General features: G+C 74.2%; 23 protein-coding genes. 17 read left to right on the forward strand and 6 right to left on the reverse strand.

The window, feature by feature from the left end; genetic code table 11:
* Window positions 1–21: 21 nt before the first annotated feature.
* The 12 genes from BM051_RS14700 to BM051_RS14755 all read left to right on the forward strand — a co-directional run bounded on the left by BM051_RS14700 (window position 22) and on the right by BM051_RS14755 (window position 13,230).
* Window positions 22–1,017, forward strand: coding sequence for a DHH family phosphoesterase (locus BM051_RS14700; protein ID WP_092530693.1), 996 nt, complete (start codon window positions 22–24; stop codon window positions 1,015–1,017).
* Between the two features lie 321 nt (window positions 1,018–1,338).
* A complete protein-coding gene (locus tag BM051_RS14705; RefSeq protein ID WP_092530694.1) occupies window positions 1,339–2,673 on the forward strand; it encodes an MATE family efflux transporter in 1,335 nt (444 codons plus the stop codon).
* Between the two features lie 286 nt (window positions 2,674–2,959).
* Window positions 2,960–4,279 (forward strand): MFS transporter, encoded by a 1,320-nt coding sequence (locus BM051_RS14710; protein WP_092530695.1) that lies wholly within the window; start codon window positions 2,960–2,962, stop codon window positions 4,277–4,279.
* Between the two features lie 34 nt (window positions 4,280–4,313).
* Window positions 4,314–5,231, forward strand: a complete 918-nt coding sequence (truB, locus tag BM051_RS14715; RefSeq protein WP_208325972.1) for a tRNA pseudouridine(55) synthase TruB — start codon at window positions 4,314–4,316, stop codon at window positions 5,229–5,231.
* A 142-nt stretch (window positions 5,232–5,373) separates the two neighbouring features.
* Window positions 5,374–6,348, forward strand: coding sequence for a bifunctional riboflavin kinase/FAD synthetase (locus BM051_RS14720; protein WP_092530697.1), 975 nt, complete (start codon window positions 5,374–5,376; stop codon window positions 6,346–6,348).
* Between the two features lie 145 nt (window positions 6,349–6,493).
* On the forward strand, window positions 6,494–6,973 hold the full coding sequence (locus BM051_RS14725; RefSeq protein ID WP_092530698.1) for a helix-turn-helix domain-containing protein: 480 nt from the start codon (window positions 6,494–6,496) through the stop codon (window positions 6,971–6,973).
* A 2-nt stretch (window positions 6,974–6,975) separates the two neighbouring features.
* On the forward strand, window positions 6,976–7,557 hold the full coding sequence (locus tag BM051_RS14730; RefSeq protein WP_092530699.1) for a 2'-5' RNA ligase family protein: 582 nt from the start codon (window positions 6,976–6,978) through the stop codon (window positions 7,555–7,557).
* Window positions 7,558–7,733: 176 nt separating this feature from the next.
* A complete protein-coding gene (gene rpsO / locus BM051_RS14735; RefSeq protein ID WP_092530700.1) occupies window positions 7,734–8,003 on the forward strand; it encodes a 30S ribosomal protein S15 in 270 nt (89 codons plus the stop codon).
* A 256-nt stretch (window positions 8,004–8,259) separates the two neighbouring features.
* Entirely contained in the window at window positions 8,260–10,509 is a 2,250-nt protein-coding gene (locus BM051_RS14740; protein ID WP_092530701.1) for a polyribonucleotide nucleotidyltransferase, read from the forward strand.
* 90 nt (window positions 10,510–10,599) lie between these two features.
* Entirely contained in the window at window positions 10,600–11,976 is a 1,377-nt protein-coding gene (locus BM051_RS14745) for a M16 family metallopeptidase (RefSeq protein ID WP_092530702.1), read from the forward strand.
* The gene (gene dapB / locus BM051_RS14750) at window positions 11,973–12,749 is read left to right on the forward strand and encodes a 4-hydroxy-tetrahydrodipicolinate reductase (RefSeq protein ID WP_092530703.1); all 777 of its coding nucleotides are present in this window, start codon (window positions 11,973–11,975) and stop codon (window positions 12,747–12,749) included. The genes BM051_RS14745 and dapB overlap by 4 nt, the downstream gene beginning before the upstream one ends.
* A gap of 34 nt (window positions 12,750–12,783) precedes the next feature.
* Window positions 12,784–13,230, forward strand: a complete 447-nt coding sequence (locus tag BM051_RS14755) for a hypothetical protein (RefSeq protein ID WP_092530704.1) — start codon at window positions 12,784–12,786, stop codon at window positions 13,228–13,230.
* Window positions 13,231–13,264: 34 nt separating this feature from the next.
* Here the strand turns inward: BM051_RS14755 and BM051_RS14760 are convergent, their stop codons facing one another.
* The 4 genes from BM051_RS14760 to BM051_RS14775 all read right to left on the reverse strand — a co-directional run bounded on the left by BM051_RS14760 (window position 13,265) and on the right by BM051_RS14775 (window position 15,939).
* Window positions 13,265–13,786, reverse strand: a complete 522-nt coding sequence (locus BM051_RS14760) for a YqaA family protein (RefSeq protein WP_177216934.1) — start codon at window positions 13,784–13,786, stop codon at window positions 13,265–13,267.
* A gap of 92 nt (window positions 13,787–13,878) precedes the next feature.
* The gene (locus BM051_RS14765; RefSeq protein ID WP_092530705.1) at window positions 13,879–15,060 is read right to left on the reverse strand and encodes an MFS transporter; all 1,182 of its coding nucleotides are present in this window, start codon (window positions 15,058–15,060) and stop codon (window positions 13,879–13,881) included.
* Between the two features lie 49 nt (window positions 15,061–15,109).
* Window positions 15,110–15,364 carry a DUF6247 family protein gene (locus BM051_RS14770; protein WP_092530706.1) on the reverse strand — a complete coding sequence of 85 codons (255 nt, stop codon included), beginning with the start codon at window positions 15,362–15,364 and terminating at the stop codon, window positions 15,110–15,112.
* A gap of 11 nt (window positions 15,365–15,375) precedes the next feature.
* A complete protein-coding gene (locus BM051_RS14775; RefSeq protein WP_092530707.1) occupies window positions 15,376–15,939 on the reverse strand; it encodes a GNAT family N-acetyltransferase in 564 nt (187 codons plus the stop codon).
* A gap of 115 nt (window positions 15,940–16,054) precedes the next feature.
* Here BM051_RS14775 and BM051_RS14780 point away from each other — a divergent pair, with 115 nt between their 5' ends.
* Window positions 16,055–17,023: an EamA family transporter gene (locus BM051_RS14780; protein ID WP_092530708.1), complete on the forward strand. Its 969-nt coding sequence runs from the start codon at window positions 16,055–16,057 to the stop codon at window positions 17,021–17,023.
* A complete protein-coding gene (locus BM051_RS14785) occupies window positions 17,011–18,228 on the forward strand; it encodes a winged helix-turn-helix domain-containing protein (RefSeq protein ID WP_092530709.1) in 1,218 nt (405 codons plus the stop codon). Before BM051_RS14780 ends, BM051_RS14785 begins: the two co-directional genes overlap by 13 nt.
* 15 nt (window positions 18,229–18,243) lie before the next feature.
* Here the strand turns inward: BM051_RS14785 and BM051_RS14790 are convergent, their stop codons facing one another.
* Window positions 18,244–19,224, reverse strand: coding sequence for a DUF4097 family beta strand repeat-containing protein (locus BM051_RS14790; RefSeq protein WP_092530710.1), 981 nt, complete (start codon window positions 19,222–19,224; stop codon window positions 18,244–18,246).
* A 3-nt stretch (window positions 19,225–19,227) separates the two neighbouring features.
* A complete protein-coding gene (locus BM051_RS14795) occupies window positions 19,228–19,734 on the reverse strand; it encodes a toxin-antitoxin system HicB family antitoxin (protein WP_092530711.1) in 507 nt (168 codons plus the stop codon).
* Between the two features lie 187 nt (window positions 19,735–19,921).
* On the opposite strand from BM051_RS14795, the gene thyX reads away from it, so the two are divergent.
* The 3 genes from thyX (at window position 19,922) to BM051_RS14810 (ending at window position 22,736) form a co-directional block, all read left to right on the forward strand.
* Window positions 19,922–20,674, forward strand: coding sequence for an FAD-dependent thymidylate synthase (gene thyX / locus BM051_RS14800; RefSeq protein WP_092530712.1), 753 nt, complete (start codon window positions 19,922–19,924; stop codon window positions 20,672–20,674).
* Entirely contained in the window at window positions 20,674–21,069 is a 396-nt protein-coding gene (locus tag BM051_RS14805) for an ACT domain-containing protein (protein WP_092530713.1), read from the forward strand. The genes thyX and BM051_RS14805 overlap by 1 nt, the downstream gene beginning before the upstream one ends.
* A gap of 119 nt (window positions 21,070–21,188) precedes the next feature.
* Complete coding sequence (locus tag BM051_RS14810) at window positions 21,189–22,736, forward strand: serine/threonine-protein kinase (RefSeq protein WP_243859639.1); 1,548 nt, start codon at window positions 21,189–21,191, stop codon at window positions 22,734–22,736.
* The last annotated feature ends 41 nt before the right edge of the window (window positions 22,737–22,777 follow it).

Here is a 22,777-nt window from a genome sequence, read left to right on the forward strand (position 1 = left end):
CGCACCCGTGAAGGACGCCCCGTGCCCGGAACCCTCCAGACCGACCTCACCCGCGCCGCCGACCTGCTGCGCGCCGCCACCGACGTGACGTTGCTGGCGCACGTCCGGCCCGACGCCGACGCGCTGGGCAGCGCGCTCGCGCTCGGCCTGGTGCTGCGGCGCCGCGGCGCGCGGGTGCGGGTGTCGTTCGCCGACCCGGCCGAGCCGCCGGAGGGCCTGCGCGGCCTGGACACCGAGGGGTTGTGGGTGCCGCCCGCGACGTTGCCGGCGGGGGAGGGGCTGCTGGTCGTGCTGGACACGGCGAGCCCCGCTCGGCTCGGGGCGCTGGGCGGGCGGGTGCCGGCCGCGGTCGCCGCCGGGGTCCCGGTGCTGGTCGTCGACCACCACGCGACGAACACCCGCTACGGCACCCACGATGTCGTGGACGGCACCGCCGAGGCGACCGCCGTGCTGGTGCTGCGGCTGATCGACGAGCTCGGCGCGGAGCTCGACGAGCCGGTGGCGCGCTGCCTCTACGCCGGGGTGATGACCGACACCAGTGGGTTCCGCCGGGCCCGCCCGGCCACCCACCACGTGGCCGCGCGGCTGCTCGCGGCCGGCGTCGACCCCGACCCGCTGACCCGCGCGCTGGTCGACGACCACCCGTTCGCGTGGCTGCCGATGCTCGGTGCCGTGCTCGCCGGCGCCCGGCTCGACCCGGCCGCGGCGGCGGGGCGTGGCCTGGTGCACGCGGTCGTGCCGGCCGAGCTGGTCGCCACGGTCCGGTTGGAGGAGGTGGAGAGCGTGATCGACGTCGTACGGTCCACCCGGGAGGCGGAGGTCGCGGCGGTGCTCAAGGAGCTGGAGCCGGGGGAGTGGACGGTGTCGCTGCGGGCGAAGGAGGCGGTGGACGTGGCCGCGGCCGCCCGCGCCCTGGGCGGCGGCGGGCACCGGCTGGCGGCCGGGTGCACGGTGCGCGGCACCGCCGACGAGGTGGTGGCCCGGATCAAGGCCGCACTGGCTGGCGTCGCCGGCTGACGTCTGCTGTGGTCTTCTCCTGAGTTGCCGCGTCCCGGACCCCATCCCGAAGCCTGATTGTGTTGGCGGCTTCGGATCGGGATGGGGTGGGGGAGTGGATGTGGCTTCAACCCGTGTTGGCCCGCCCGACCGTTCGCGGCGCTGCGCTGGGCCGGGTGGGGGACGGGGATGGCGCGCTCTTTGGGATGAGGCGTGCCGCACTGGGGCTGGGCGGTGCGATCGGTCGTGTCGGTGGCGGCGGCTACCGTGGCCTTGCGCGCGCCTGGCGGACTCGGCCACGGCCTCGCGGCGAAACGCGTGCACGACCACGGAAATGGGGGGATGGCGGCGGTGACGGCGACCTCGCCGGTGGCGGACCGGGTGCCGGCGCGCCGGGTGCTGGGGCTGGCGGTCCCGGCGCTCGGAGTGCTCGCCGCCGAGCCGCTGTACGTCCTGGTCGACACGGCGGTGGTCGGGCACCTCGGCGCGCTGCCGCTGGCCGGCCTCGCCCTCGGCGGCGCGCTGCTCACCCTGGTGTCCACGCAGCTGACCTTCCTGTCCTACGGCACCACCGCCCGGGCGGCCCGGCTGCACGGCGCCGGCCGGCGCGCCGACGCGGTCGGCGAGGGGGCGCAGGCGACCTGGCTGGCGCTGGCCGTCGGGCTGGTGGTGCTGGGCCTCGGCCAGCTGCTCGCCGCGCCGGTGGCGCTGGCCATGTCCGGCGACCCCGCCATCGCCGACCGGGCCGTGTCCTGGCTGCGGATCGCGCTGTTCGGCGCGCCACTGATCCTGGTCACCGTGGCCGGCAACGGCTGGATGCGCGGGGTGCAGGACACCGTGCGCCCGCTGCGTTACGTCCTGGCCGGCAACGGGATCTCCGCCGTGCTGTGCCCGGTCCTGGTGTACCCGGTCGGCTGGGGCCTGGAGGGTTCCGCGGTCGCCAACGTCGTCGCCCAGACGATCTCGGCCGGACTGTTCGTGCGTGCGCTCGCCCGGGAACGGGTGGGCCTGCGGCCCCGCCCCGCCGTGGTGCGCGCCCAGCTCGGACTCGGCCGCGACCTGGTGCTGCGCAGCCTCGCGTTCCAGGCCTGCTTCGTCTCCGCCACGGCGGTGGCCGCTCGCACCTCCACCGAGGCGGTCGGCGCCCACCAGGTGGTGTGGCAGCTGTGGATGTTCCTCGCGCTGGTGCTGGACTCGCTGGCGATCGCCGCCCAGTCGCTGGTCGGCGCCGCGCTCGGCGCCGGGTCGGCCCGGCAGGCGCGGGTGGTGGCCGGCCAGGTCACCGCCTACGGGCTGGTCCTGGGCTGCGCGCTCACCGTGGTGTTCGCCGCGCTGGCGCCGGTGCTGCCGCGGGCGTTCACCTCCGACGCCGGCGTGCTCGCCACGATCCCGCACGCGTGGTGGTTCTTCGTCGCCCTGCAGCCGGTCGCCGGCGTGGTGTTCGCCCTCGACGGCGTGCTGCTCGGCGCCGGTGACGCCGCGTTCCTGCGCACCGCGACCCTGGCCGCCGCGCTGCTCGGGTTCCTCCCGCTGATCTGGGTCTCCCACGGGCTCGGCTGGGGCCTCGGCGGAATCTGGACCGGCCTGTCGGTGTTCATGGTGCTCCGGCTGCTGACCGTGGTGGCCCGCTGGCGTTCCGGCCGCTGGGCCGTCACCGGTGCCGTCCGCACCGCCTGACCCACAGGTCGTGTCCGCGTTCCCTGACCGGATGTCGGCGTCGCACGGCGCGGACACCCGTACCCGGGCGGCGGACACCGGTACACAGAGCGCGGACACGGTGTGGCGAACTCCACGTGGGTCACGGGTATGTTTCGGGATTGCGTAGGCGATACAACTATCGGGGCGCCGCCTCGTTTCGCACCGCTTCCCGACCAGTGGCACCGCCGCCATCCCGCCCGCCCGCGTGTCCGAAGGGAGCCTCGTGGCCTCGTCGCCCCCCGCCGCGCGTGGGTCGTCGCCCCCGATGATCCGGCGGGCCAGCCGGGGGTCCTGGGCCGTGTGGTTGGTCGGTGCCGCCGTCTACGTCCTCGCCGTCTTCCACCGCACGTCGTTCGGGGTGGCCGCGTTGCCCGCCGCCGAGCGCTTCGGCGTGGGTGCCGCCGCCCTCGGTGTCTTCACCGTGCTGCAGGTCGGCGTGTACGCGGCGATGCAGATCCCCACCGGCGTGCTGGTCGACCGGTTCGGCCCGCGGCGCGTGCTCACCGCCGCGCTGCTGCTGCTCGGCCTCGGCCAGGTCCTGCTCGCCGTGGCGCACTCCTACCCGCTGGGCCTGCTCGCCCGCGGCGTGCTCGGCCTCGGCGACGCGCTCAGCTTCGTCTCCGTGCTGCGGCTGGCCGCCAACCACTTCCCCGGCCGCCAGTACACCTCCGTCACCGCGTTCACCAGCGCGCTGGGCTTCGCCGGCAACCTCGCCGCCACCGTCCCGCTGGCCCTGCTGCTGGCCGGCCCCGGCTGGACGCCGACCTTCCTCGTCGCCGGGGTGGTCACCATGCTGTTCGTCGTCGCGGTGCAACTGCGCGTGCGGGACACCCCGACCCGCCGGACCACCGAGTCCCGGCCGGTCCCGCCGCGTGAGGTGACTCGGCAGGTCGCGGCCGCGTGGCGGGTGCCGGGCACCCGGCTGGGCTTCTGGACCCACTTCTCCACCATGTTCGGCCCGACCGTGCTGGTGCTGCTGTGGGGCGTGCCGTTCCTGGTGGAGGGCCAGGGCTACCCGGCGACCACGGCGAGCGGGCTGCTCGTGGTGTTCGTGGCCGGCTCGATAGTCGGTAACCCCCTGGTCGGCGCGTTCATCGGGCGCCGGCCCGCGCTGCGGATGCCACTGGTGATCGGCTACCTGGCCGGTGCCGCCGGGGTGTGGGCGGTGCTGCTGAGCTGGCCGGGGCGGATCCCGCTGGCCGTGCTGGTCCCCGCGTTCGGCTACCTCTCGCTGGGCGGCCCCGCCTCGGTGATCGGCTTCGCGCTGGCCAGGGACTACAACCCGCTGCCCAGGGTCGGCACCGCCACCGGCGTGGTCAACGTCGGCGGGTTCGTGGCCACCACGGTGACCGCGCTGACGGTCGGGGTCCTGCTGGAGGCGACCGGCGGCGACTTCCGGGTCGCGCTGCTGTCGGTGGTGGTCGTGCTGCTGTTCGGCAGCTGGCGGATGGCCGTCTGGTACCGGCGGACCAGGGCCGCGGTGCTGGCCGCGCAGGCCCGCGGCGAGGACGTCCCGGTCCGGCTGCGCCGACGGCGGTGGGACGTGCCCGTTCCGTACCGGGAGTCGGTGGCCCCGGCGGCCTGATCCCCGGCTCCCCCGCCGCGTTACAGTGCGCGGCGTGCCACGCCCCACCCCACCCCCGCCGGGGCTGCTGGTCGTCGACAAGCCCGGCGGCATGACCTCGCACGACGTGGTCGCCCGCGTCCGGCGGATCCTCGGCACCCGCAAGGTCGGCCACGCCGGCACGCTCGACCCGATGGCCACCGGGGTGCTCGTGTTGGGCGTCGAGCGGGCGACCAAGCTGCTCGGTCACCTTGCCCTGGACCGCAAGACCTACCTCGCCACCATCGTCCTCGGCGCCGCCACCACCACCGACGACGCCGAGGGCGAGCCGCTGTCCGAGGCCGGGCCGGAGGCGGTCGGCGAGATCACCCAGCCGGCCGTGCGGGCCGGCATCGCGGCGCTCACCGGGGACATCCAGCAGGTGCCGAGCGCGGTGAGCGCGGTCAAGGTCGACGGCCGGCGCGCCTACGCCAGGGTGCGCGCGGGCGAGCGGGTGGACCTGCCGCCCCGCCCGGTCACCGTGTACCGCTTCGACCTGCTCGCCCTGCGCCGCACGGACACCAGGGCCGAGCTCGACGTGGTGGTCGAGTGCTCCTCCGGCACCTACGTCCGCGCGCTCGCCCGTGACCTGGGCGCCGCGCTGGGCGTCGGTGGCCACCTCGGCGCGCTGTGCCGGACCACGGTGGGACCGTTCACCCTGGCCGCGGCGCGCACGCTGGACCAGCTCGAGCAGCGGCCCGAGCTGTCCTACGACCTGGACGCCGCGGTCGCCGCCGCGTTCCCCCGCCGCGACGTGGATCAGGCCACCGCCAAAGCGGTCCGGCACGGCCGGCCCATCCCACCCGCCGGCCGGTCCGGCGTCTACGGCGTGTTCGATCCGGACGGCCACGCGCTCGCGCTCGCCGCCGACGCCGGCGACGTGGCCCGCTCCGTCGTGGTGCTGGCGCCGGCATCGCAAGGAGACCGAAAGTGAGCGGACCACCGCGACGTGCTGACCTGGCCGAATGGCTCACTTCCGGTCGGATTGCCAGCGACCAGCATTGTAGGGTGGGACCGGCCCTTCGGCGGGACCCGGGCCGAAGGGCCGGTTCGGTAGTGACAGTGCGGAGTGACAAGTGCAGCGGTGGCGCGGTTTGACGGACCTCCCCGGCGGCTGGGGGCGGTGCGTGGTCACGATCGGCGTGTTCGACGGCGTGCACCGGGGGCACCAGGCACTGATCCGGCGGACCGTCGAGGTGGCCAGGGCCCGTGGCCTGCCGAGCGTCGTGCTCACCTTCGACCCGCATCCGTCCGAGGTGGTCCGCCCCGGCAGCCACCCGGCGCAGCTGACCACCCTGCGCCGCAAGGCCGACCTGGTCGAGCAGCTCGGCGTCGACGTGTTCGCCGTGCTGCCGTTCACGCCGGAGCTGTCCCGGCTGCCGGCGCACGACTTCGCGCACGAGGTCCTGGTCGACAAGCTGCACGCGGCCGTGGTGGTGGTGGGCCGGAACTTCCGGTTCGGGCACAAGGCCGCCGGCGACGTCGAGTTGCTCCGCAAGCTCGGCGAGCGGTTCGGCTTCGTGGTCGACGCGGCGCAGCTGCAGGGCCGCACCCTGCCCGACGGCACCACCGGGGACCAGCCGGTGGGCGAGATCACCTTCTCGTCGACGTACGTGCGCTCCTGCATCGACGCCGGCGATGTCGCCGCGGCGGCCGAGGCGCTGGGCCGGCCGCACCGGCTCGAGGGCATCGTGGTCCGCGGCGAGGGGCGGGGGAGGGCGCTGGGCTATCCCACCGCCAACCTGTCGACGCCCCGGTTCGCCGCGGTGCCCGCCGACGGCGTCTACGCCTGCTGGTTCACCCGCGCCACCGCGCCGGACCAGCGGCTGCCGGCGGCCGTGTCGGTCGGCACCAACCCCACGTTCTCCGGTCGGGAGCGCACGGTGGAGGCCTACGTCCTCGACCTCGACGAGGACTTCTACGGCCAGCACGTGGCACTGGACTTCGTCCACCGGCTGCGCGGGCAGATCCGGTTCGCCGACCCGGGCGAGCTGGTGGATCGGATCGCCGACGACGTGGCCCGCACCCGGGCGACGCTGGGCGTGGACTGATCGGACGCTCTCGTCGACCGGTCGGCGGGTGCGAATGCGAACGCCTGGGTGAATCTGCCCCGGATGGCCGGCCCTACCTGGCAAGATGCTCGGGGACCATTCGCAGGAGGAACCCGTCCGACGCCGTCAAGGGGAGCAGGGCCACGTGGAGGACCACAAGATCGTCCAGCGCAACGTCGCGTTGCAGCGCGAGTGGTACGGGGAACCGCTCGGCGACCGGGTGCGGCGGCTGGTGGTGGCCTTCGACGTCTCCCAGGCCTACCTCGCCGAGGTGCTGGGGATCAGCGCTCCGATGTTGAGCCAGGTGATGAGCGGGCGGCGGGCCAAGATCGGCAACCCGGTGGTGCTCGCCCGGATGATCATGCTGGAACGCAAGATCCTGCTCCCCGACGTCGCCGCCGGGCGGAAGGAGGCCCTGCGGGCCGCGCTGGAGGACGTCCGGCTGTCCCGGCCGAGGGTGGGCCGGGACACCCTGCCGGTGGCCGCGGCGACCGACGACCAGCCCGCGCTGGCCGCGTTGCGGGACGTCGCCGAGGACGAGGACCTCGTCGCGGCCGCCGACCGGCTCGACCCCGACTTCCCGGCGATCGCCGACCTGCTCCGCAGGGCGGGCAAGAACTCCTGAGCATGCGCCTGTTCAGCGCGGTCGTCCCGCCGGCGGAGGCGGTGCGGTCACTGCAGGCGGCACTGGCCGTCGCGCCGCGCGGCGCGGGCCTGCGCTGGGTGCCGTCCGGCCAGTGGCACATCACCCTCGGCTTCTACGGCGAGGACGACCTGGTGGCCAGGGTGGCGTGGTTGCGCCGGCGGCTCGCCGGGCTGCCGGCTCCGGCGCTGCGGCTGACCGGTGCCGGCACGTTCCCCGGGGTGCTGTGGGTGGGGGTCGACGGCCAGCTCACCGCGCTCGCCGCGGCCGCCGGCGCCACGGTCGACGATCCCACCGGCCCGGCGTCGGCCGCCGGCACGACCGACGGCACGACCGGGGGCGCGGCCGGGGCCGCCACGGAGGATCTCCCGTTCCACCCCCATCTCACCCTGGCGAGGGGCCGGGTCCGCTCCGAGCGACGCCGCTGGGTCGACCTGCTGGCCGGCTACGCGGGGCCGCGCTGGACGGCCACCGAGGTGGTGCTGTTGTCCAGCGAGCTGGGCCCCGGCGGGCCGCACTACACGCCGGTCGAGCGGTTCGCCCTCGCCGCGGGAGCGGCCGGTTAGCCCGGCTGTTACGCTAGACAGCCGAGTCCGGCTGCAGTCCGTGGCGGCCGCGACCGACTACCCGGTGTTCCGGACGGTGTCCCCATGACGCCGTCCCAGGGAGCCGGGCCGCACGGTACAGCGCGGGGAGGCCGGCCCACCGGCCCACCGCAGAACCATGACGAGGAGTTGAACGCGTGGCACTGTCCACCGACGAGAAGAAGTCGGTCCTGACCGAGTACGGCTTGCACGACTCGGACACCGGATCGCCCGAGGCCCAGGTGGCCCTGCTCACCAAGCGGATCATCGGCCTCACCGAGCACCTGAAGGTGCACAAGCACGACCACCACTCCCGTCGCGGCCTGTTGCTGCTGGTCGGCCGTCGTCGCCGGCTGCTCAACTACGTGATGCGGGTGGACATCGAGCGGTACCGGTCGCTGATCCAGCGGCTCGGCCTCCGCCGATGACCCGTGCCGAGGGGGAGTGACCGCCGGTCGCTCCCCCTCGGTGCACCACGGGTAGGACAACACACAACACGGACGAGCGTCGAGGCGCGCGAGGACGACACCGCCGGTCCTCGGTAGTGGCTCCCGGGTCGATCCCGGGGGCTTCGATCGAAGACCGGCTCGCTCCTCGGGTGTGCCCGGCGTGTGGGTGCTCACAGGGGTGGGGACCCTCGGCGGGACAGGCGCCGTCCGCAGGAACGAGGAGAGTTCGACAACCATGACCGAGACAAGCGGGTTCAGCGTGCACGAAACCGAGGCCGTGATCGACAACGGCCCGTTCGGCACCCGCACCGTCCGCTTCGAGACCGGCCGGCTGGCCCGCCAGGCCGCCGGCGCCGTCGTCGCCTATCTGGACGACGAGACCATGCTGCTGTCCGCCACCACGGCGTCCAAGCAGCCGAAGGAGCACTTCGACTTCTTCCCGCTGACCGTGGACGTCGAGGAGCGGATGTACGCCGCGGGCCGGATCCCGGGCGCGTTCTTCCGCCGCGAGGGGCGGCCCTCGACCGACGCGATCCTCACCTGCCGGCTGATCGACCGGCCGCTGCGCCCCTCGTTCACCGAGGGCCTGCGCAACGAGATACAGGTCGTCGTCACCGTGCAGAGCCTGCACCCGGACGACCCGTACGACGTGCTGGCGATCAACGCGGCGTCGGCCTCCACGCAGATCGGCGGCCTGCCGTTCTCCGGCCCGATCGGCGGCGTCCGGGTGGCGCTGATCGACGGCACGTGGGTGGCCTTCCCGACCTGGTCGCAGCTGGAGCGGGCCACCTTCAACATGGTGGTCGCCGGGCGCATCGTGGGGTCGGGGGAGAAGGACGTCGCGATCATGATGGTCGAGGCGGAGGGCACCGAGAACACCGTCGACCTGGTCGCCGAGGGCGCGACCGCGCCGACCGAGGAGGTCGTCGCGCGGGGCCTGGACGCGGCCAAGCCGTTCATCCGGGTGCTGTGCGAGGCGCAGCAGCGGTTGGCCGACGTGGCCGCCAAGCCCACCGGGGACTTCCCGATCTTCCCGGCCTACGCCCAGGACGCCTACGACGCGGTCGCCGCCGTCGCCAACGACGAGCTGGCCAGGGCGCTCACCATCGCCGGCAAGCAGGAGCGGGAGAGCACCATCGACGAGGTCAAGGCCAGGGTGCTGGCCGAGGTCGGCGTCGGCGAGGGCGAGCCGTTCGAGGGCAGGGACAAGGAGATCGGTGCCGCCTTCCGGGCGCTGACCAAGAAGCTGATCCGGCAGCGGATCCTGCGCGACAAGGTCCGCATCGACGGCCGTGGGCTGACCGACATCCGGCAGCTCACCGCCGAGGTCGGTGTGGTGCCGCGGGCACACGGCTCGGCGCTGTTCGAGCGCGGCGAGACCCAGATCCTGGGCATCACCACGCTGAACATGCTGCGGATGGAGCAGCAGATCGACTCGCTGTCGCCGGAGACCACCAAGAGGTACCTGCACCACTACAACTTCCCGCCGTTCTCGACCGGGGAGACCGGCCGGGTCGGCTCGCCCAAGCGGCGGGAGATCGGCCACGGGATGCTGGCCGAGCGGGCGCTGGTGCCGGTGCTGCCCAAGCGGGACGAGTTCCCGTACACCATCCGGCAGGTCTCCGAGGCGCTCGGCTCCAACGGCTCCACGTCGATGGGCTCGGTCTGCGCCTCCACGATGGGGCTGCTCAACGCCGGCGTGCCGCTCAGGGCATCGGTGGCGGGCATCGCCATGGGACTGGTGTCGGACGAGATCGACGGCAAGACCGAGTACGTCGCGCTGACCGACATCCTCGGCGCGGAGGACGCCTTCGGCGACATGGACTTCAAGGTCGCCGGCACCAAGGACTTCATCACCGCGCTGCAGCTGGACACCAAGCTGGACGGCATCCCGTCCGACGTGCTCGGCGCCGCGCTGAACCAGGCGCGGGACGCCCGGATCACCATCCTGGAGGTCATGGCCGAGGCCATCGACGCTCCGGACGAGATGAGCCCGTACGCCCCGCGCGTCACCAGCGTGAAGATCCCGGTGGACAAGATCGGCGAGGTCATCGGCCCGAAGGGCAAGATGATCAACTCGATCACCGAGGAGACCGGCGCGGACATCTCGATCGAGGACGACGGCACGATCTACGTGGGCGCGGCCGACGGGCCGTCCGCGGAGGCGGCGATCGACAAGATCAACGCCATCGCCAACCCGCAACTGCCGAAGGTCGGGGAGCGCTTCCTCGGCACCGTGGTGAAGACGGCCGCGTTCGGTGCGTTCGTCTCGCTGCTTCCCGGCAAGGACGGCCTGGTGCACATCTCCAAGCTGGGCAACGGCAAGCGGATCGACAAGGTCGAGGACGTGGTCAACGTCGGCGACAAGATCCGGGTGGAGATCGCCGACATCGACAGTCGCGGCAAGATCAGCCTGGTCCCGGTCAAGGACGAGGACGACCAGTCCGGCGCGAAGGCCGACACGAAGGCCGACGCCAGCAAGTAACGCCGTACACGCCGCCCGCCCTCCGCCCGGTCACCACTCGGGCGGAGGGCGGGCCGGTCTTGCGGAAACCCTCCCGTCGAACAGGAACCCATGCCGCGACAGACCGCAGGGCACGAGCAGCCCGTGGGCAGCACCCGCACCCTCGAGAAGGGCCCGACGGTGGTCCGACGCACCGTGCTGCCGGGCGGGCTGCGGGTGATCACCGAGCAGCTGCCCGGAACGCACTCGGCCACCGTGGGGCTGTGGGTCGGCGTCGGCTCCCGGGACGAGCAGCCCGCGCTCGCCGGGGCCGCGCACTACCTGGAGCACCTGCTGTTCAAGGGCACCCGGCGGCGGGACGCCCGGCGGATCGCCGAGGAGATCGACGCCGTCGGCGGGGAGTTCAACGCCTTCACCGCCAAGGAACACACCTGCTACTACGCGCAGGTCCTCGACGAGAACCTGCCGCTGGCCGTCGACCTGGTCACCGACGTGGTGTTCGACGCGCTGTGCACCGACTCCGACGTGGACACCGAGCGGCGGGTGGTGCTCGAGGAGATCGCCATGCGCGACGACGACCCCGAGGACCTGCTGCACGAGACGTTCGTCGGCGCCATCCTCGGCCGGCACCCGCTGGCACGGCCGGTGCTCGGCACCGAGGAGTCGATCATCGGCATGTCCGGCGGGGCGTTGCGATCCTTCTACCGGCGCCGCTACCGGCTGCCGAACATGGTGCTCGCGGTCGCCGGCAACATCGAGCACGGCCGCGTGCTGCGGCTGGTTCGCGCGGCGCTGCACGACCGGCTGTCCGGTTCGGACACCCCGCTACCGCCCCGCCAGGGTCGGGCTCGCGTCCGGGCCGGGCGCACGCTGGCGCTGCGCGCCGACGACACCGAGCAGGCCCACGTCATGCTCGGCGTCGCGGCGCCGTCCCGGCACGACGAGCGGCGGTTCACCCTGTCGGTGCTCAACGCCGCGCTCGGCGGCGGGATGAGCTCGCGGTTGTTCCAGGAGGTCCGGGAGCGGCGCGGGCTGGCCTACCAGGTGTACTCGTCGGTCGCCGGCTACGCCGACACCGGGCACCTGTCGGTGTACGCCGGCTGCCAGCCGGAGCGGCTCGGTGAGGTGGTCGCCGTGCTGCGGGAGGTGCTCGGTCAGGTCGCCGCGGACGGTCTCGACGACGCCGAGGTGGCCCGCGCGAAGGGGCAGCTGCGCGGCAGCATGGTGCTCGGCCTGGAGGACACCGCGTCGCGGATGTCCCGGATCGGCAAGAACGAGCTGAACTACGGCCACTACCTCGGGGTCACCGACACGATCGCCCGGATCGACGCGGTCACCACGGACGACGTCCGCCGGTTGGCCCGCGAGCTGCTCCGCGGCCGGGGCCGCGGCGGCCGGCCGGTGACCGTCTCCGCGGCCGCCGTGGTCGGACCGTACGCTTCCGACGAGGACCTGCCCGCCGACCTGCACGAGGTGATCGCGTCATGACGGAGGCGGCCGACCGCGGCCACGACAACCCGATCCGGGTCGGGGTGCTGGGCGCTCGAGGGCGGATGGGCGCCCAGGTCGTCCAGGCCGTGGAGAGCAGCCCGGACACCACGCTGGTCGCGGCGGTCGACGCCGGCGACGACCGCGCCGGGATCGTCGACGCCGGCGCCGAGGTGGTGGTCGACTTCACCCACCCCGACGCGGTGATGGACAACCTGCGGTTCGCCGTGACGCACGGCGTGCACGCCGTGGTCGGCACCACCGGGTTCACCGACGAGCGGCTGGCGACGGTGCGCGAGTGGCTGACCCCCGAGCCAGGGTTGGGCGTGTTGATCGCGCCGAACTTCGCGCTCGGCGCGGTGCTCGCGATGCGGTTCGCCGAGCAGGCGGCCCGGTTCTACCCGGCCTGCGAGGTGATCGAGCTGCACCACGACCGCAAGGCCGACGCGCCGTCGGGCACCGCCGCGCACACCGCGCGGTTGGTCGGGCGGGCGCGGGCCGCGGCGGGGCTCGGCCCGGCACCGGACGCGACGACCAGCGAGCTGCCGGGCGCCCGCGGGGCCACCGTGGAGGGCGTGCGGGTGCATTCGGTGCGCCTGCCCGGGCTGGTCGCCCACGAGGAGATCCTGTTCGGCGGCACGGGCGAGACGCTCACCATCCGGCACGACTCGCTGGACCGGTCGTCGTTCATGCCCGGTGTGCTGCTCGGGGTGCGCTCGGTGCTGCGCCGGCCGGGGCTGACCGTCGGCCTGGAGAACGTGCTGGAGCTGTAGGGAGAGTGGAGCTCGTGGCCGGTCGGGACGCCCGGTGAGGGCGCGCAACGCCGCGGTGCTGCTCACCGTCGCGCTCGCGGTGTACCTCGTGCTGCTCGCCGGGCGGGGGGTGGCGCTGGTCCGTACCGCGGAGCCGGTGCCGGTGTTGCTCGGCGCCGGCGTGCTGCTGCTGCCGCTGCTCGGGGTGTGGGTGACGGTGGTGACCTGGCGCTCGGGCGCCCGAATCCAGCGGCTGTCCCGCAAGTTGGCCGCGGAGGGGGCGCTGCCCGACGTGTCCGGGTTGCCCCGCCGGCCGTCCGGCCGGGTCGACCGCGCCGCCGCCGACGCGTGGTTCGAGGAGCGGCGCGCCGAGGTGGCGGCCGCCCCCGACGACTGGCGCACCTGGTACCGGCTGGCCTACGCCTACGACGTCGCCGGTGACCGCGGTCGGGCCCGGCGCACCATGCGCAGGGCCGTGGAGCTGGAGGCTCGCGACCGGTAGCCGGTCGGCATCGGCTGGGTGGCCCAGCGGCCGTCTAGAGGTGGAACCAGCCGGCGAACAGCGCCGGCGCGGCGGCCAGCGTGCTGAACCGGACGAAGCGGCCGAGCAGGCCGGCGGCGACGAACGTGGACAGCGGCATCCGGACCAGCCCGGCGAGCACGGTGGTCGCCATGTAGGGCGGCAGGCCGAGCACGGCACTGACCCCGTAGGTGCCGGTCATCCAGTGCGGGTGGCGGTGGCAGCGTTCCCGCAGCGCCTCGACCCACACCCGGACGCGCTTGGTGCGGACCCGCCACCGGTCGCGTCGCGATGACGGCGGCCGCTGCCGGTGCAGCCGGTCGTGCAGCACGCGCGGCAGCCGGATCGAGCCCCGCGCGGCGAGGTAGAACAGCAGCTTGCCGGCGACCTGGCCGACCGCGACCACGGAGCCGACGGCGAGCCAGGGAATGCTCGGGTCGCTGCTGAGCAGCCCGAGGACGAACACCTCGACGCTCACCAGCGGCACGATGGCCGAACCGAACGCGACACCGAGGGTCACGCACAACCACCCGACCAACGCGCCTCCCGGTGAGATCCCCGCCATCACGCTAGCAGGAGGACGCGCCGCGGCCTCTGGGGTTGTCCCCAGTCCTGCCCCGCGGGTTTCCCTCACCGCCCGGCGGCTGAGGTGTGCGTCCGTACCCTGCCGGCGCGGGTGGCCGCGGCGAAGACGGCCAGTGCCACGGCGCCGAGGATCGCCGACGCGGGAGCGAGCGCGACCACGCCGGCGTGGGCCAGCAGGATCCCGCCCAGCGCACCGCCGACCGCGGTGCCCAGGTAGCTCGAGCTGGTGTTGAGTGCCAGCGCCTGCGCTCCGGAGGGACCGGCCAGCAGGAACAGCCGTGCCTGGATGGCCGGCGAGTTCCAGAACGCCGATCCGGCCCACACCAGTGCCACCGGGACGACCACGGCGACGGGGATCGGGCGCAGCGGCCACAGCAGGGTGAACACCAGCATGCTGGCCACGAACGCGCCGATCCCGGCGAGCAGGGTGCGGTCCTGGCCCCACCGGTCGGTGGCCAGGCCGCCGAGCCAGATGCCGAGCATCCCGGCGAGGCCCGAGGCGGCGAACAGCGCGCCGCGGGTGCCCGGCCCGGCGCCGGCCAGCTCGCGGACGAACGGCGCGAGGTAGGTCAGCAGCATCATGCTGGCCAGGATGGTGACCAGGTTGGCGGCCAAGCCCAGGGTGACCGGCGCGGCGACCAGTGGGCGCAGCCGCTCGCGCAGGCCGGTCGCCGGTGGCGCCGGCGTGGCCGGCAGGGTGGCGGCGATGCCGGCCAAGGCGAGCACACCGGCGGCGGCCATCGCGGCGAACGTCCAGCGCCACCCCACCGCGGCGCCGAGCCAGGTGCCGAGCGGAACGCCGGCGACGAGCGAGCCGGTGACGCCGAGCGACACGGCGGCCAGGTAGCGGCCGCGCCGGTCGGCGGGGGCCAGCGCCGCGGTGACGGCGAACAGGGCCGGGGTGCTGGCGGCGGCCGCGAGCGCGGCGCCGACCCGCAGCGCGACCAGCGGCCCGTAGGCGGGGGCGACCGCGGCGAGCCCGTTGGCCGCGACGAACACGACCAGGGACCCGGCGAACAGGCGGCGCCGCGACCAGTGCGCGGCGACGACCGACGCCACCGGCGCGGCGAGGGCGATGGTCAGCGAGAACACCGTGATCAGCTGGCCGGCCGCGGCCTCGCTCACCCTCAGGTCGTGGGCGATCTCGGGCAGCACGCCGGCGACGACGTAGTCGTCGGTGAAGAACACGAACACGGCGAACACCAGCGCCACCAGCCACCCCGACACGGGTCGCGACGCTACGGATCCTCCGCCGGCCCCGGCAACCGATTTCCGCTCAGCCGACGCGCCGGCCCAGTCGGTCGCCGATCAGGGTTGTGACCTCGAAGCCGGGCACGCTGCCCTCCGGTCCTCGGCCGCGTCGGGCCGCCTGCTCGAGGGTGGCCAACAACCGGTAGTACGCGCCGGGATCCTTCAGCTCGCGGTAGGCGAGGTGCCGCCACTTGTGCAGCATGTCGTGCACGCCGGTGATGGTCTTGTCCCGCTTCGCCCGCTCGAGCACGATCTCCCACTCGCGGTCGAACTCGGCCACCAGTGACCGGGTCAGGGAGTGGCGAGGCGCAGGTCGAGGGTTCCGGTGAGGCGGATCTCGCGGAGGGTTTTCTCGCCGGTGTCCAGGGTGCGCACGGTGCCGTCCGGGTGCCAGCCGGCGCGGCGGAAGAACGCCAGGGTCGCCGAGTCCGACTGGGCGGCCCAGGTGATCCCGCGTTCCGCACCGGCGGCGCGCAGCCCCGCGGCGGCGGTGGCCAGCAGCCGGCCGCCGTGGCCGCGCCGGCCCCAGCGCGGCTCGACCAGCATCGTCGCGACGAGGCCCACCCTGGCGGCGTCCGCGGGCAGCGCGCCGTCCGCCCCGGCGACCTCCTCCTCGGGCGCTGGCCCGGCGACGCAGAACCCCACCGTGCTCACTCCCTCGACGGCCACGTACACCGCCGTGCCGGGATGCTCGATCGCCGCCGCCCAGCGCCGCTCGGTGCCCGGCGCGTCGAGCTCGGCCAGTGCCCGGTCGCCGACCAACTCCGCGTACGCCGTGCGCCAGGTCATCCGCTGGATGCGGGCGATCTCGGGGGCGTCGGCGGGCGTGGCGGGACGGACCTCGGCGGTGCTCATGCCCCCGCAACCTACGCGATGCCGCCCTTCCGCCGGCTCGGGACGTCGCGGTGGGGCCAGCCCGCGGCGGGTAACCACTGTCTTTTTGTCGGTGGTTCATGGCAGAGTCCGGGTCATGAGCAACAGAGCCTGGCCGGCGTGGGTGGCGCTCGGTGTCGTGTACGTGGTCTGGGGGTCCACGTACCTCGCCATCCGTTTCCTGGTCGACACGTTCCCCCCGCTGCTCGGCGCCGGGCTGCGGTTCCTGGTCGCCGGTCCGGTGCTGCTCGTGCTCGTGCTGCTGGTCGCCGGGCGGGGCGCGCTGCGGATGACCCGCGCGCAGGCCGGCTCGGCCGCCCTCGTCGGCCTGCTGCTCGCCGCCGGCGGGCAGGGGGTGCTCACCGTCGCCGAGACCCAGGTGGCCTCCGGCCTCGCCGCGCTGTTGGTCGCCTGCGTCCCGCTGTTCGTGCTGCTGCTGCGCCGCCTGCTCGGCGAGGTCCCGCCCGCGGTCACCGTGCTCGGCGTGCTGCTCGGCCTGGGTGGCCTCGGCGTGCTGCTGCTGTTCGGCGGCCCGGCCGAGGGCGCGCACGGCGCCGCGTGGTGGGGGCCGTGGCTGGTGCTGATCGCCGCCGCCAGCTGGTCGGTCGGCACCGTCGCCAGCACCCGCCTTCCGATGCCGGCCAACCCGTTCGCCTCCTCCGCCGTCGGGCTCACCACCGCCGGCGTCGCGCTCGCCGTGGCCGGCCTCGCCGCCGGGCAGCGGGTCGACGTCACGGCGGTGAGCGCCCGGTCCTGGTTCGGCCTCGCCTACCTGATCGTCGCCGGCTCGCTGGTCGGGTACAGCGCCTACGTGTTCGTCCTCGACCGGCTACCGCTGTCCACCGTGGCCACCTACGCCTACGTGAACCCGGTGATCGCGGTGCTGCTGGGCGTGCTGCTCGCCGGTGAGCGGTTCGGCCCCGCCCAGCTCGCCGGCGGAGTGCTGGTGCTGGTCGCCGTGCTGGTCGTGGTCCGCGCCGAGGCCGCTCACCGGGCCGCGCGACTGGCCGCCGAGCGGGAAACGTCGGCGCCCGCTGGCACCATGTCCGACCGATGGACACGATGAGCGTGGCCGCCGCCCGCCGCGCGGCGCTGGCGGCACAGGGCTTCACCGATCCGCGGCCGGCAGGGACGCCCACCCGGCGGCACCTGCGCCGGGTGCTGTCCCGGGTGCGGCTGCTGCAGCTCGACTCGGTGAACGTGGTCGTCCGCGCCCACTACGCGCCGGTGTTCGCCCGGCTCGGGGGCTACGACCCCGCGCTGGTCGACGACGCCGCGTGGGCGCACTCGGCACGCCGGCCGCGGCTGCTGGTCGAGTACTGGGCACACGAGGCCAGCCTGGTACCGGTCGAGGACTGGCCGCTGCTGCAGTCGGGGGCCAAGCGGCCGGGCTGGTGGCGCGGCTACGCCCGGATCGCCGACCGCTCACCCACCCTGGTGGACGACGTGCTCGCCGTGGTCAAGGAGTCCGGGCCGATCGGGGCGGGCGCGATCGAGCGGGCCCTCACCGGGCCGGCGAACCGCGCACCCGGCGCGTGGTGGAACCGCTCCGAGGTGAAGAAGATCTGCGAGTGGCTGTTCGGCCTCGGCCAGCTCACCACCGGCACCCGCCGCGGCTTCGAACGGCTCTACGACCTCCCCGAACGGGTCCTGCCGCCGGAGGTGCTCGCCCGCAGGGTCGACGCCGACCAGGCCGCTCGCGAGCTGACCATGCGCGCCGCCACCGCGCTGGGCGTCGCGACCGAGCCCGACCTGCGGGATTACTACCGGCTCGGCCCGGAGGTGAGCCGTGGGGCGGTGGCCGAGCTGGTGGAGGAGGGGGTGCTCGAGCCGGTGCGGGTGCGCGGCTGGCGGCAGCAGGCGTACCGGCACGTCGCCGCCCGCGTGCCCCGCGCGGTGCCGGGCCGGGCCCTGCTGTGCCCGTTCGACCCGCTGATCTGGGAGCGCTCGCGCACCGAGCGGCTGTTCGACTTCCACTACCGGATCGAGATCTACGTTCCGGAGCCGAAGCGGGTCCACGGCTACTACGTGTTCCCGTTCCTGCTCGACGGCGAGCTGGTCGCGCGGGTCGACCTCAAGGCCGACCGGGCCCGTGGCGTGCTGCGGGTGCCCGGCGCCTTCGCCGAACCGGGCACCGACCACGGCCGGGTCGCCGCGGAGCTCGCCGCCGAGTTGCGCGCGATGGCCGAGTGGTTGGAGCTGACCGGCGTCGAGGTGGGCGAGCGGGGCGACCTCGCCGCCCCGCTCGCCGCGCTGTGCCACACCGGCTGACGGCGCCGCCCGCCGCTACCGGGCGGCCTTGGTGACCAGCGCGGTGCCGGAGCCGGTACGAGCTCGCACCCGCAGCGCGACCTCCCCGTCGGGTGGGCTGTCGGCCACGTCCAGCTCGCTGGCGACGCGGCCGGAGGCGGAGGACAGCCGCACCTCCGCGGCCACGCCCGAGCGGATCCCGACCCGGACGTCGCCGGACCCGGTGATCAGCTCCAGCTCGCCGGAGGCGGCCTCGGCCACGGACAGGTCGCCGCGACCGCTGCGCACCAGCACCCGGCCCGCGGTGACCCCCAGCCACACGTCACCCGTGCCGGTGGCCAGGGTCGCCGAGTCGGCCACCGACGACGCCTCGACGTCGCCGCTGCCGGTGCGCACCTGCAAGCCGGCCAGCGCGGTGCCGAGCCGGATCGCGCCGCTGCCGGTGCGCACCGTCGTCGACCCGTCCACCCGGTCCAGGCTCACCTCGCCGGACACGGTGGCCACGTCCGCCCTGCCGGCCGTGCCCGCGACGGCGACGTCGCCGGCACCCGTCCGCAGGTCCAGCCGGGACCCGGCCGGCGCGTGCACGGTGATCGCCAGCGGCACGTTGCGGAGGGCGAGGGCCTTCGGGCCGCGGACGACCAGGCGGTTGCCCAGCTTCTCGATCCGCACCTGCCGCACCGCCTCGGCGGGAGAGCCCCGCAGGTCGGTGCCGAGCTGCGGGCCGAACCGCTCGCCCACCCAGCCCAGCAGCTGCGCCACGCCCTCGGCCCACGGTTGCTGCGCCGTCGGGTCGTGCCGTACCTCCACGCTCGCCTCACCCGTGCCGGCCTCGCCCGTCCCGGCGCCGGCCGCGCCGTTCTCGCCGGCCGTGCCGTGGGGGGTGTCGAGCCGGATGTCGACCCTGCCGATGGTGATGTCCACGTCCAGCTCGACCGGGCCGTCGGTGGGGAACGTCTGGGTGCGGACCAGCTCGTCGGGTCGCTCGGTGGACTGCTCACTCGGTTGCTCGGTCATGGTTCACCCCCGGACCCAGCCGTGCAGTTGGGTGTCGCTCGGGCCGGACCAGTGCGGGTCGCGGCGGTGCCCCTTGCCGTGCAGCGCTCCCTGCACCGCCTGGGAGACGAACGTGTTCAGCGAGACGCCCTGGGCGGCGGCCGCCTGCTCGGCCTGCTCCTTGATCTGCTCGAACAGGCGCAGCGTGATCCGGCTGATGTCACCGCCGGCGTCGGTCGGCGGTGGTGGTGGCGGTGGCGGTGGTGCTGTGTCGCCGTCGGTGCCGCTCCCGCCGCCGGTGACCACCACGCGCACGTCCCGGCCGTCCAGCCGCACCTCGACCACGTGGTCCGCCAGGTGCGCGGTGACCTCCGCGGCGAGGTCGGACAGCGCGTTCATCAGGGCGAGCCGGGCCGCCGGCTCGAGCGCGGCGCCGAGCACCGCCGCGGTCCGCCGGGTCTGCTCGTCCCCGGCCGACGCGGCGGTCGCCAGATCCTCCCGGAGTTGTTCCAGATACGGTGTCAGATCCATGACGCCAATATGACGCCATAGATGACATCAGTCAAGCCGGGATTGATGTCAAGTCTGGTGTCCGAGTAGTGCCGTGCTGGTCCCGGCCGGTCCCGCAACGCGACGACGGTTCTGTCGGGCCCGGCGGTTACCCTGCCGGGAGTCGAAGTTCGCGGCACGGGAGAGGGAGTAGGGAGTGGAGACAGACGTGGCCGAGACGGTCTCGCCAAGGGTTCAGCTGATCGCCAAGACGGAGTTCTTCCCACCGGAGGACGTCCCGTGGTCCACCGACGCCGACGGGGGGCAGGCGCTGGCGGAGTTCGCCGGGCGGGCCTGCTACCAGTCCTGGAAGAAGCCGAACCCGAAGACCGCGACCAACGCCGGCTACCTCGACCACATCATCGAGGTCGGTCACCTCTCGGTGCTCGAGCACGGGTCGGCCAGCTTCTACGTCACCGGCGTCTCGCGCTCGCTCACCCACGAGCTCATCCGGCACCGGCACTTCTCCTACTCGCAGCTGTCCCAGCGTTACGTGCCCGAGCGAGACGCCGCGTTCGTCGAGCCGGACGTCATCGCGCGGGACCCGGAGCTGCACGCGAAGTTCCTCGCCGCCACCCAGGCCAGCCTCGACGCCTACAACGAGCTGCTGGCCGGCCTGGAGGAGAGGTTCGCCGACGCGCCCAGCGCCACGCTGCGCCGCAAGCAGGCCCGGCAGGCCGCCCGCTCGGTGCTGCCCAACGCCACCGAGACCCGGATCGTCGTGACCGGCAACTACCGGGCGTGGCGACACTTCATCGCGATGCGTGCCACCGAGCACGCCGACGTGGAGATCCGCGCGCTGGCCGTGGAGTGCCTGCGGCAGCTGCAGAAGGCCGCGGAGAACGTGTTCGCCGACTTCACCATCTCCACCCTGCCCGACGGCACCGAGGTCGCGTCCAGCCCGAAGGTGCTCGAAGGCTGATGCGCCGGCTCGGCATCGACGTCCGGCCCGGCGACTACGCCGTGGCCCGGCTCGACCCCGCCGCGCCCGTGCCGGCCGGCCTGCTCGACGCGGCCGGCGCGGGCCTGGTCTCGGTCACCAGGACCGCGGAGGAGCTGTCGGTCGTCTGTCCGGCCGAGCGTGCCCCCGCCGAGGCCGAGGTGGAGCGCGGCTGGCGGCTGCTGTCCGTGCGGGGGCCGCTGGCCGTCACGCTCACCGGGGTGATCGCCGCGCTGTCCAGCGAGCTCGCCGCGGCCGGCGTCGCGCTGGTCACCGTGTCCACTTTCGACACCGACCACATCCTGGTCAGGGCCGGCGACCTGACCAGGGCGGTCGCCGCGCTACGGGCCGCGGGCAACGAGGTGCACGGCGACTGACGCCCCGTGTGACCGGGGCGGGGGAGGGGCGGAACCGTGCGGCACCCGTGGTGGTCGGAACACCAGCGCGGCCTCACCGTCGCTACGATGCTGCCCCGACCGACGAAAGGCCCACCCCCGTGACCGACGAGCTGACCCAGCAGCAGACCCAGCCGGCGCCCGCCGCGACCACGCCCCGGACGATCGCCGGGCGCTACGTGCTGCGGGGCGAGCTGGGCCGGGGCGGCATGGGCATCGTCTGGCGCGCCGAGGACACGGTGATCGGCCGGCAGGTGGCGGTCAAGGAGCTGCGGCTGCCCGACGGCGCCGACGACACGGAGGTCTTCCAGGAACGCGTGCTGCGCGAGGTGCGCACCGGTGGGCGGCTCAACGACCCGGCGGTGGTGACCGTGTTCGACGTGGTGGCCGACGGGGACGCCACGTTCATCGTGATGGAGCTGGTCGAGGCGCCGACGCTGTCCGACCTGGTCCGCCAGCACGGGCCGATGCCGCCGCACCAGGTCGCCTCGATCGGCCTGCAGGTGCTCTCCGCACTGCAGGCCGCGCACGAGGCCGGCATCGTGCACCGCGACGTCAAGCCCGGCAACATCATGGTCGGCCCCGGTGGCCGGGTGAAACTCACCGACTTCGGCATCGCCCAGGCCGTGGACGACCCCCGGCTGACCACCAGCGGGATGCTCGTCGGCTCGCCCGCGTTCATGGCCCCGGAACGGGTGGCCGGCCGGGAGGCGCTGCCCGCGTCGGACCTGTGGTCACTGGGCGCCACGCTGTTCTTCGCCGTGGAGGGCACGGTGGCGTTCGAACGGTCCAGCACCGCCGCCACGCTGCACGCGATCCTGCACGAGGTGCCCTACCTGACCCACGCGCAGGGCCCGCTCGCCTCGGCCATCATGAGCCTGCTCATCGCCAACCCGGAGGCCCGGATCACCGTGGCCCAGGCCCACGGCCTACTGTCCATGGCGGCGGCGCAGCAGGGCCAGTCCACCCCACCGGGCGGCCAGACGATGCCCTACCCCGGCCAGGCGCCGACGATGCTGTCCCCGGCCGGCGGCCCGACGCCGCCGCTGCCGGGCCAGGCCCCACCGGCCAACCCGGCCAACCCGGCCAAGCGCACCGTGTTGCTGGTCGCCGGTACCGCCGCCGTGGTGCTGCTGGTGGCCGGGCTGTTCCTCGGCAGGTGGATCTTCTCGCCGCCCACGGACAACGCCATGCTGCCCACGATGACCTACGGGGAGGGCGGTGCCATCACGGAGCTGGGCAGGACCAGCGGCTCCGACTGGTGCCTCAACACCCAGCTGACCGGGGGTTGGCTCGTGGACAGCAACTGGGTGGACTGCGACGACCCGCACTACCTGCAGCTGTACGCCTCGCTCAACGGCCTGCCGCTGGCTTCCTCGTCGTCGAGCAGCGATGCCACGGTCGCCAAGTACCCCGGGGAGGAGCGACTGCGCGAACTTGCCGAGCGGTGGTGCTCGACTGCCTTCCACGGCGGTCGGGTCAACCCGAATGACCCGGCCCAGCTCCAGTACCGCGCGCTCGTCCCGACGGAGAAGGAGTGGGCCGAGAACCCGACCGGCAGCGGTGCCAACCCGACCCGCGCCATCCACTGCTTCGTCGGCAGCGCCAGGGGACAGCTCACCAAGTCCGTGGTGGTGGACCTGAAGTAGCGGTGCAGGGTTTCCGCACCCCACCTTCCCTCGGCGTGGAT

The organism is Amycolatopsis arida (assembly GCF_900115565.1).
GTDB lineage: Bacteria > Actinomycetota > Actinomycetes > Mycobacteriales > Pseudonocardiaceae > Yuhushiella > Yuhushiella arida.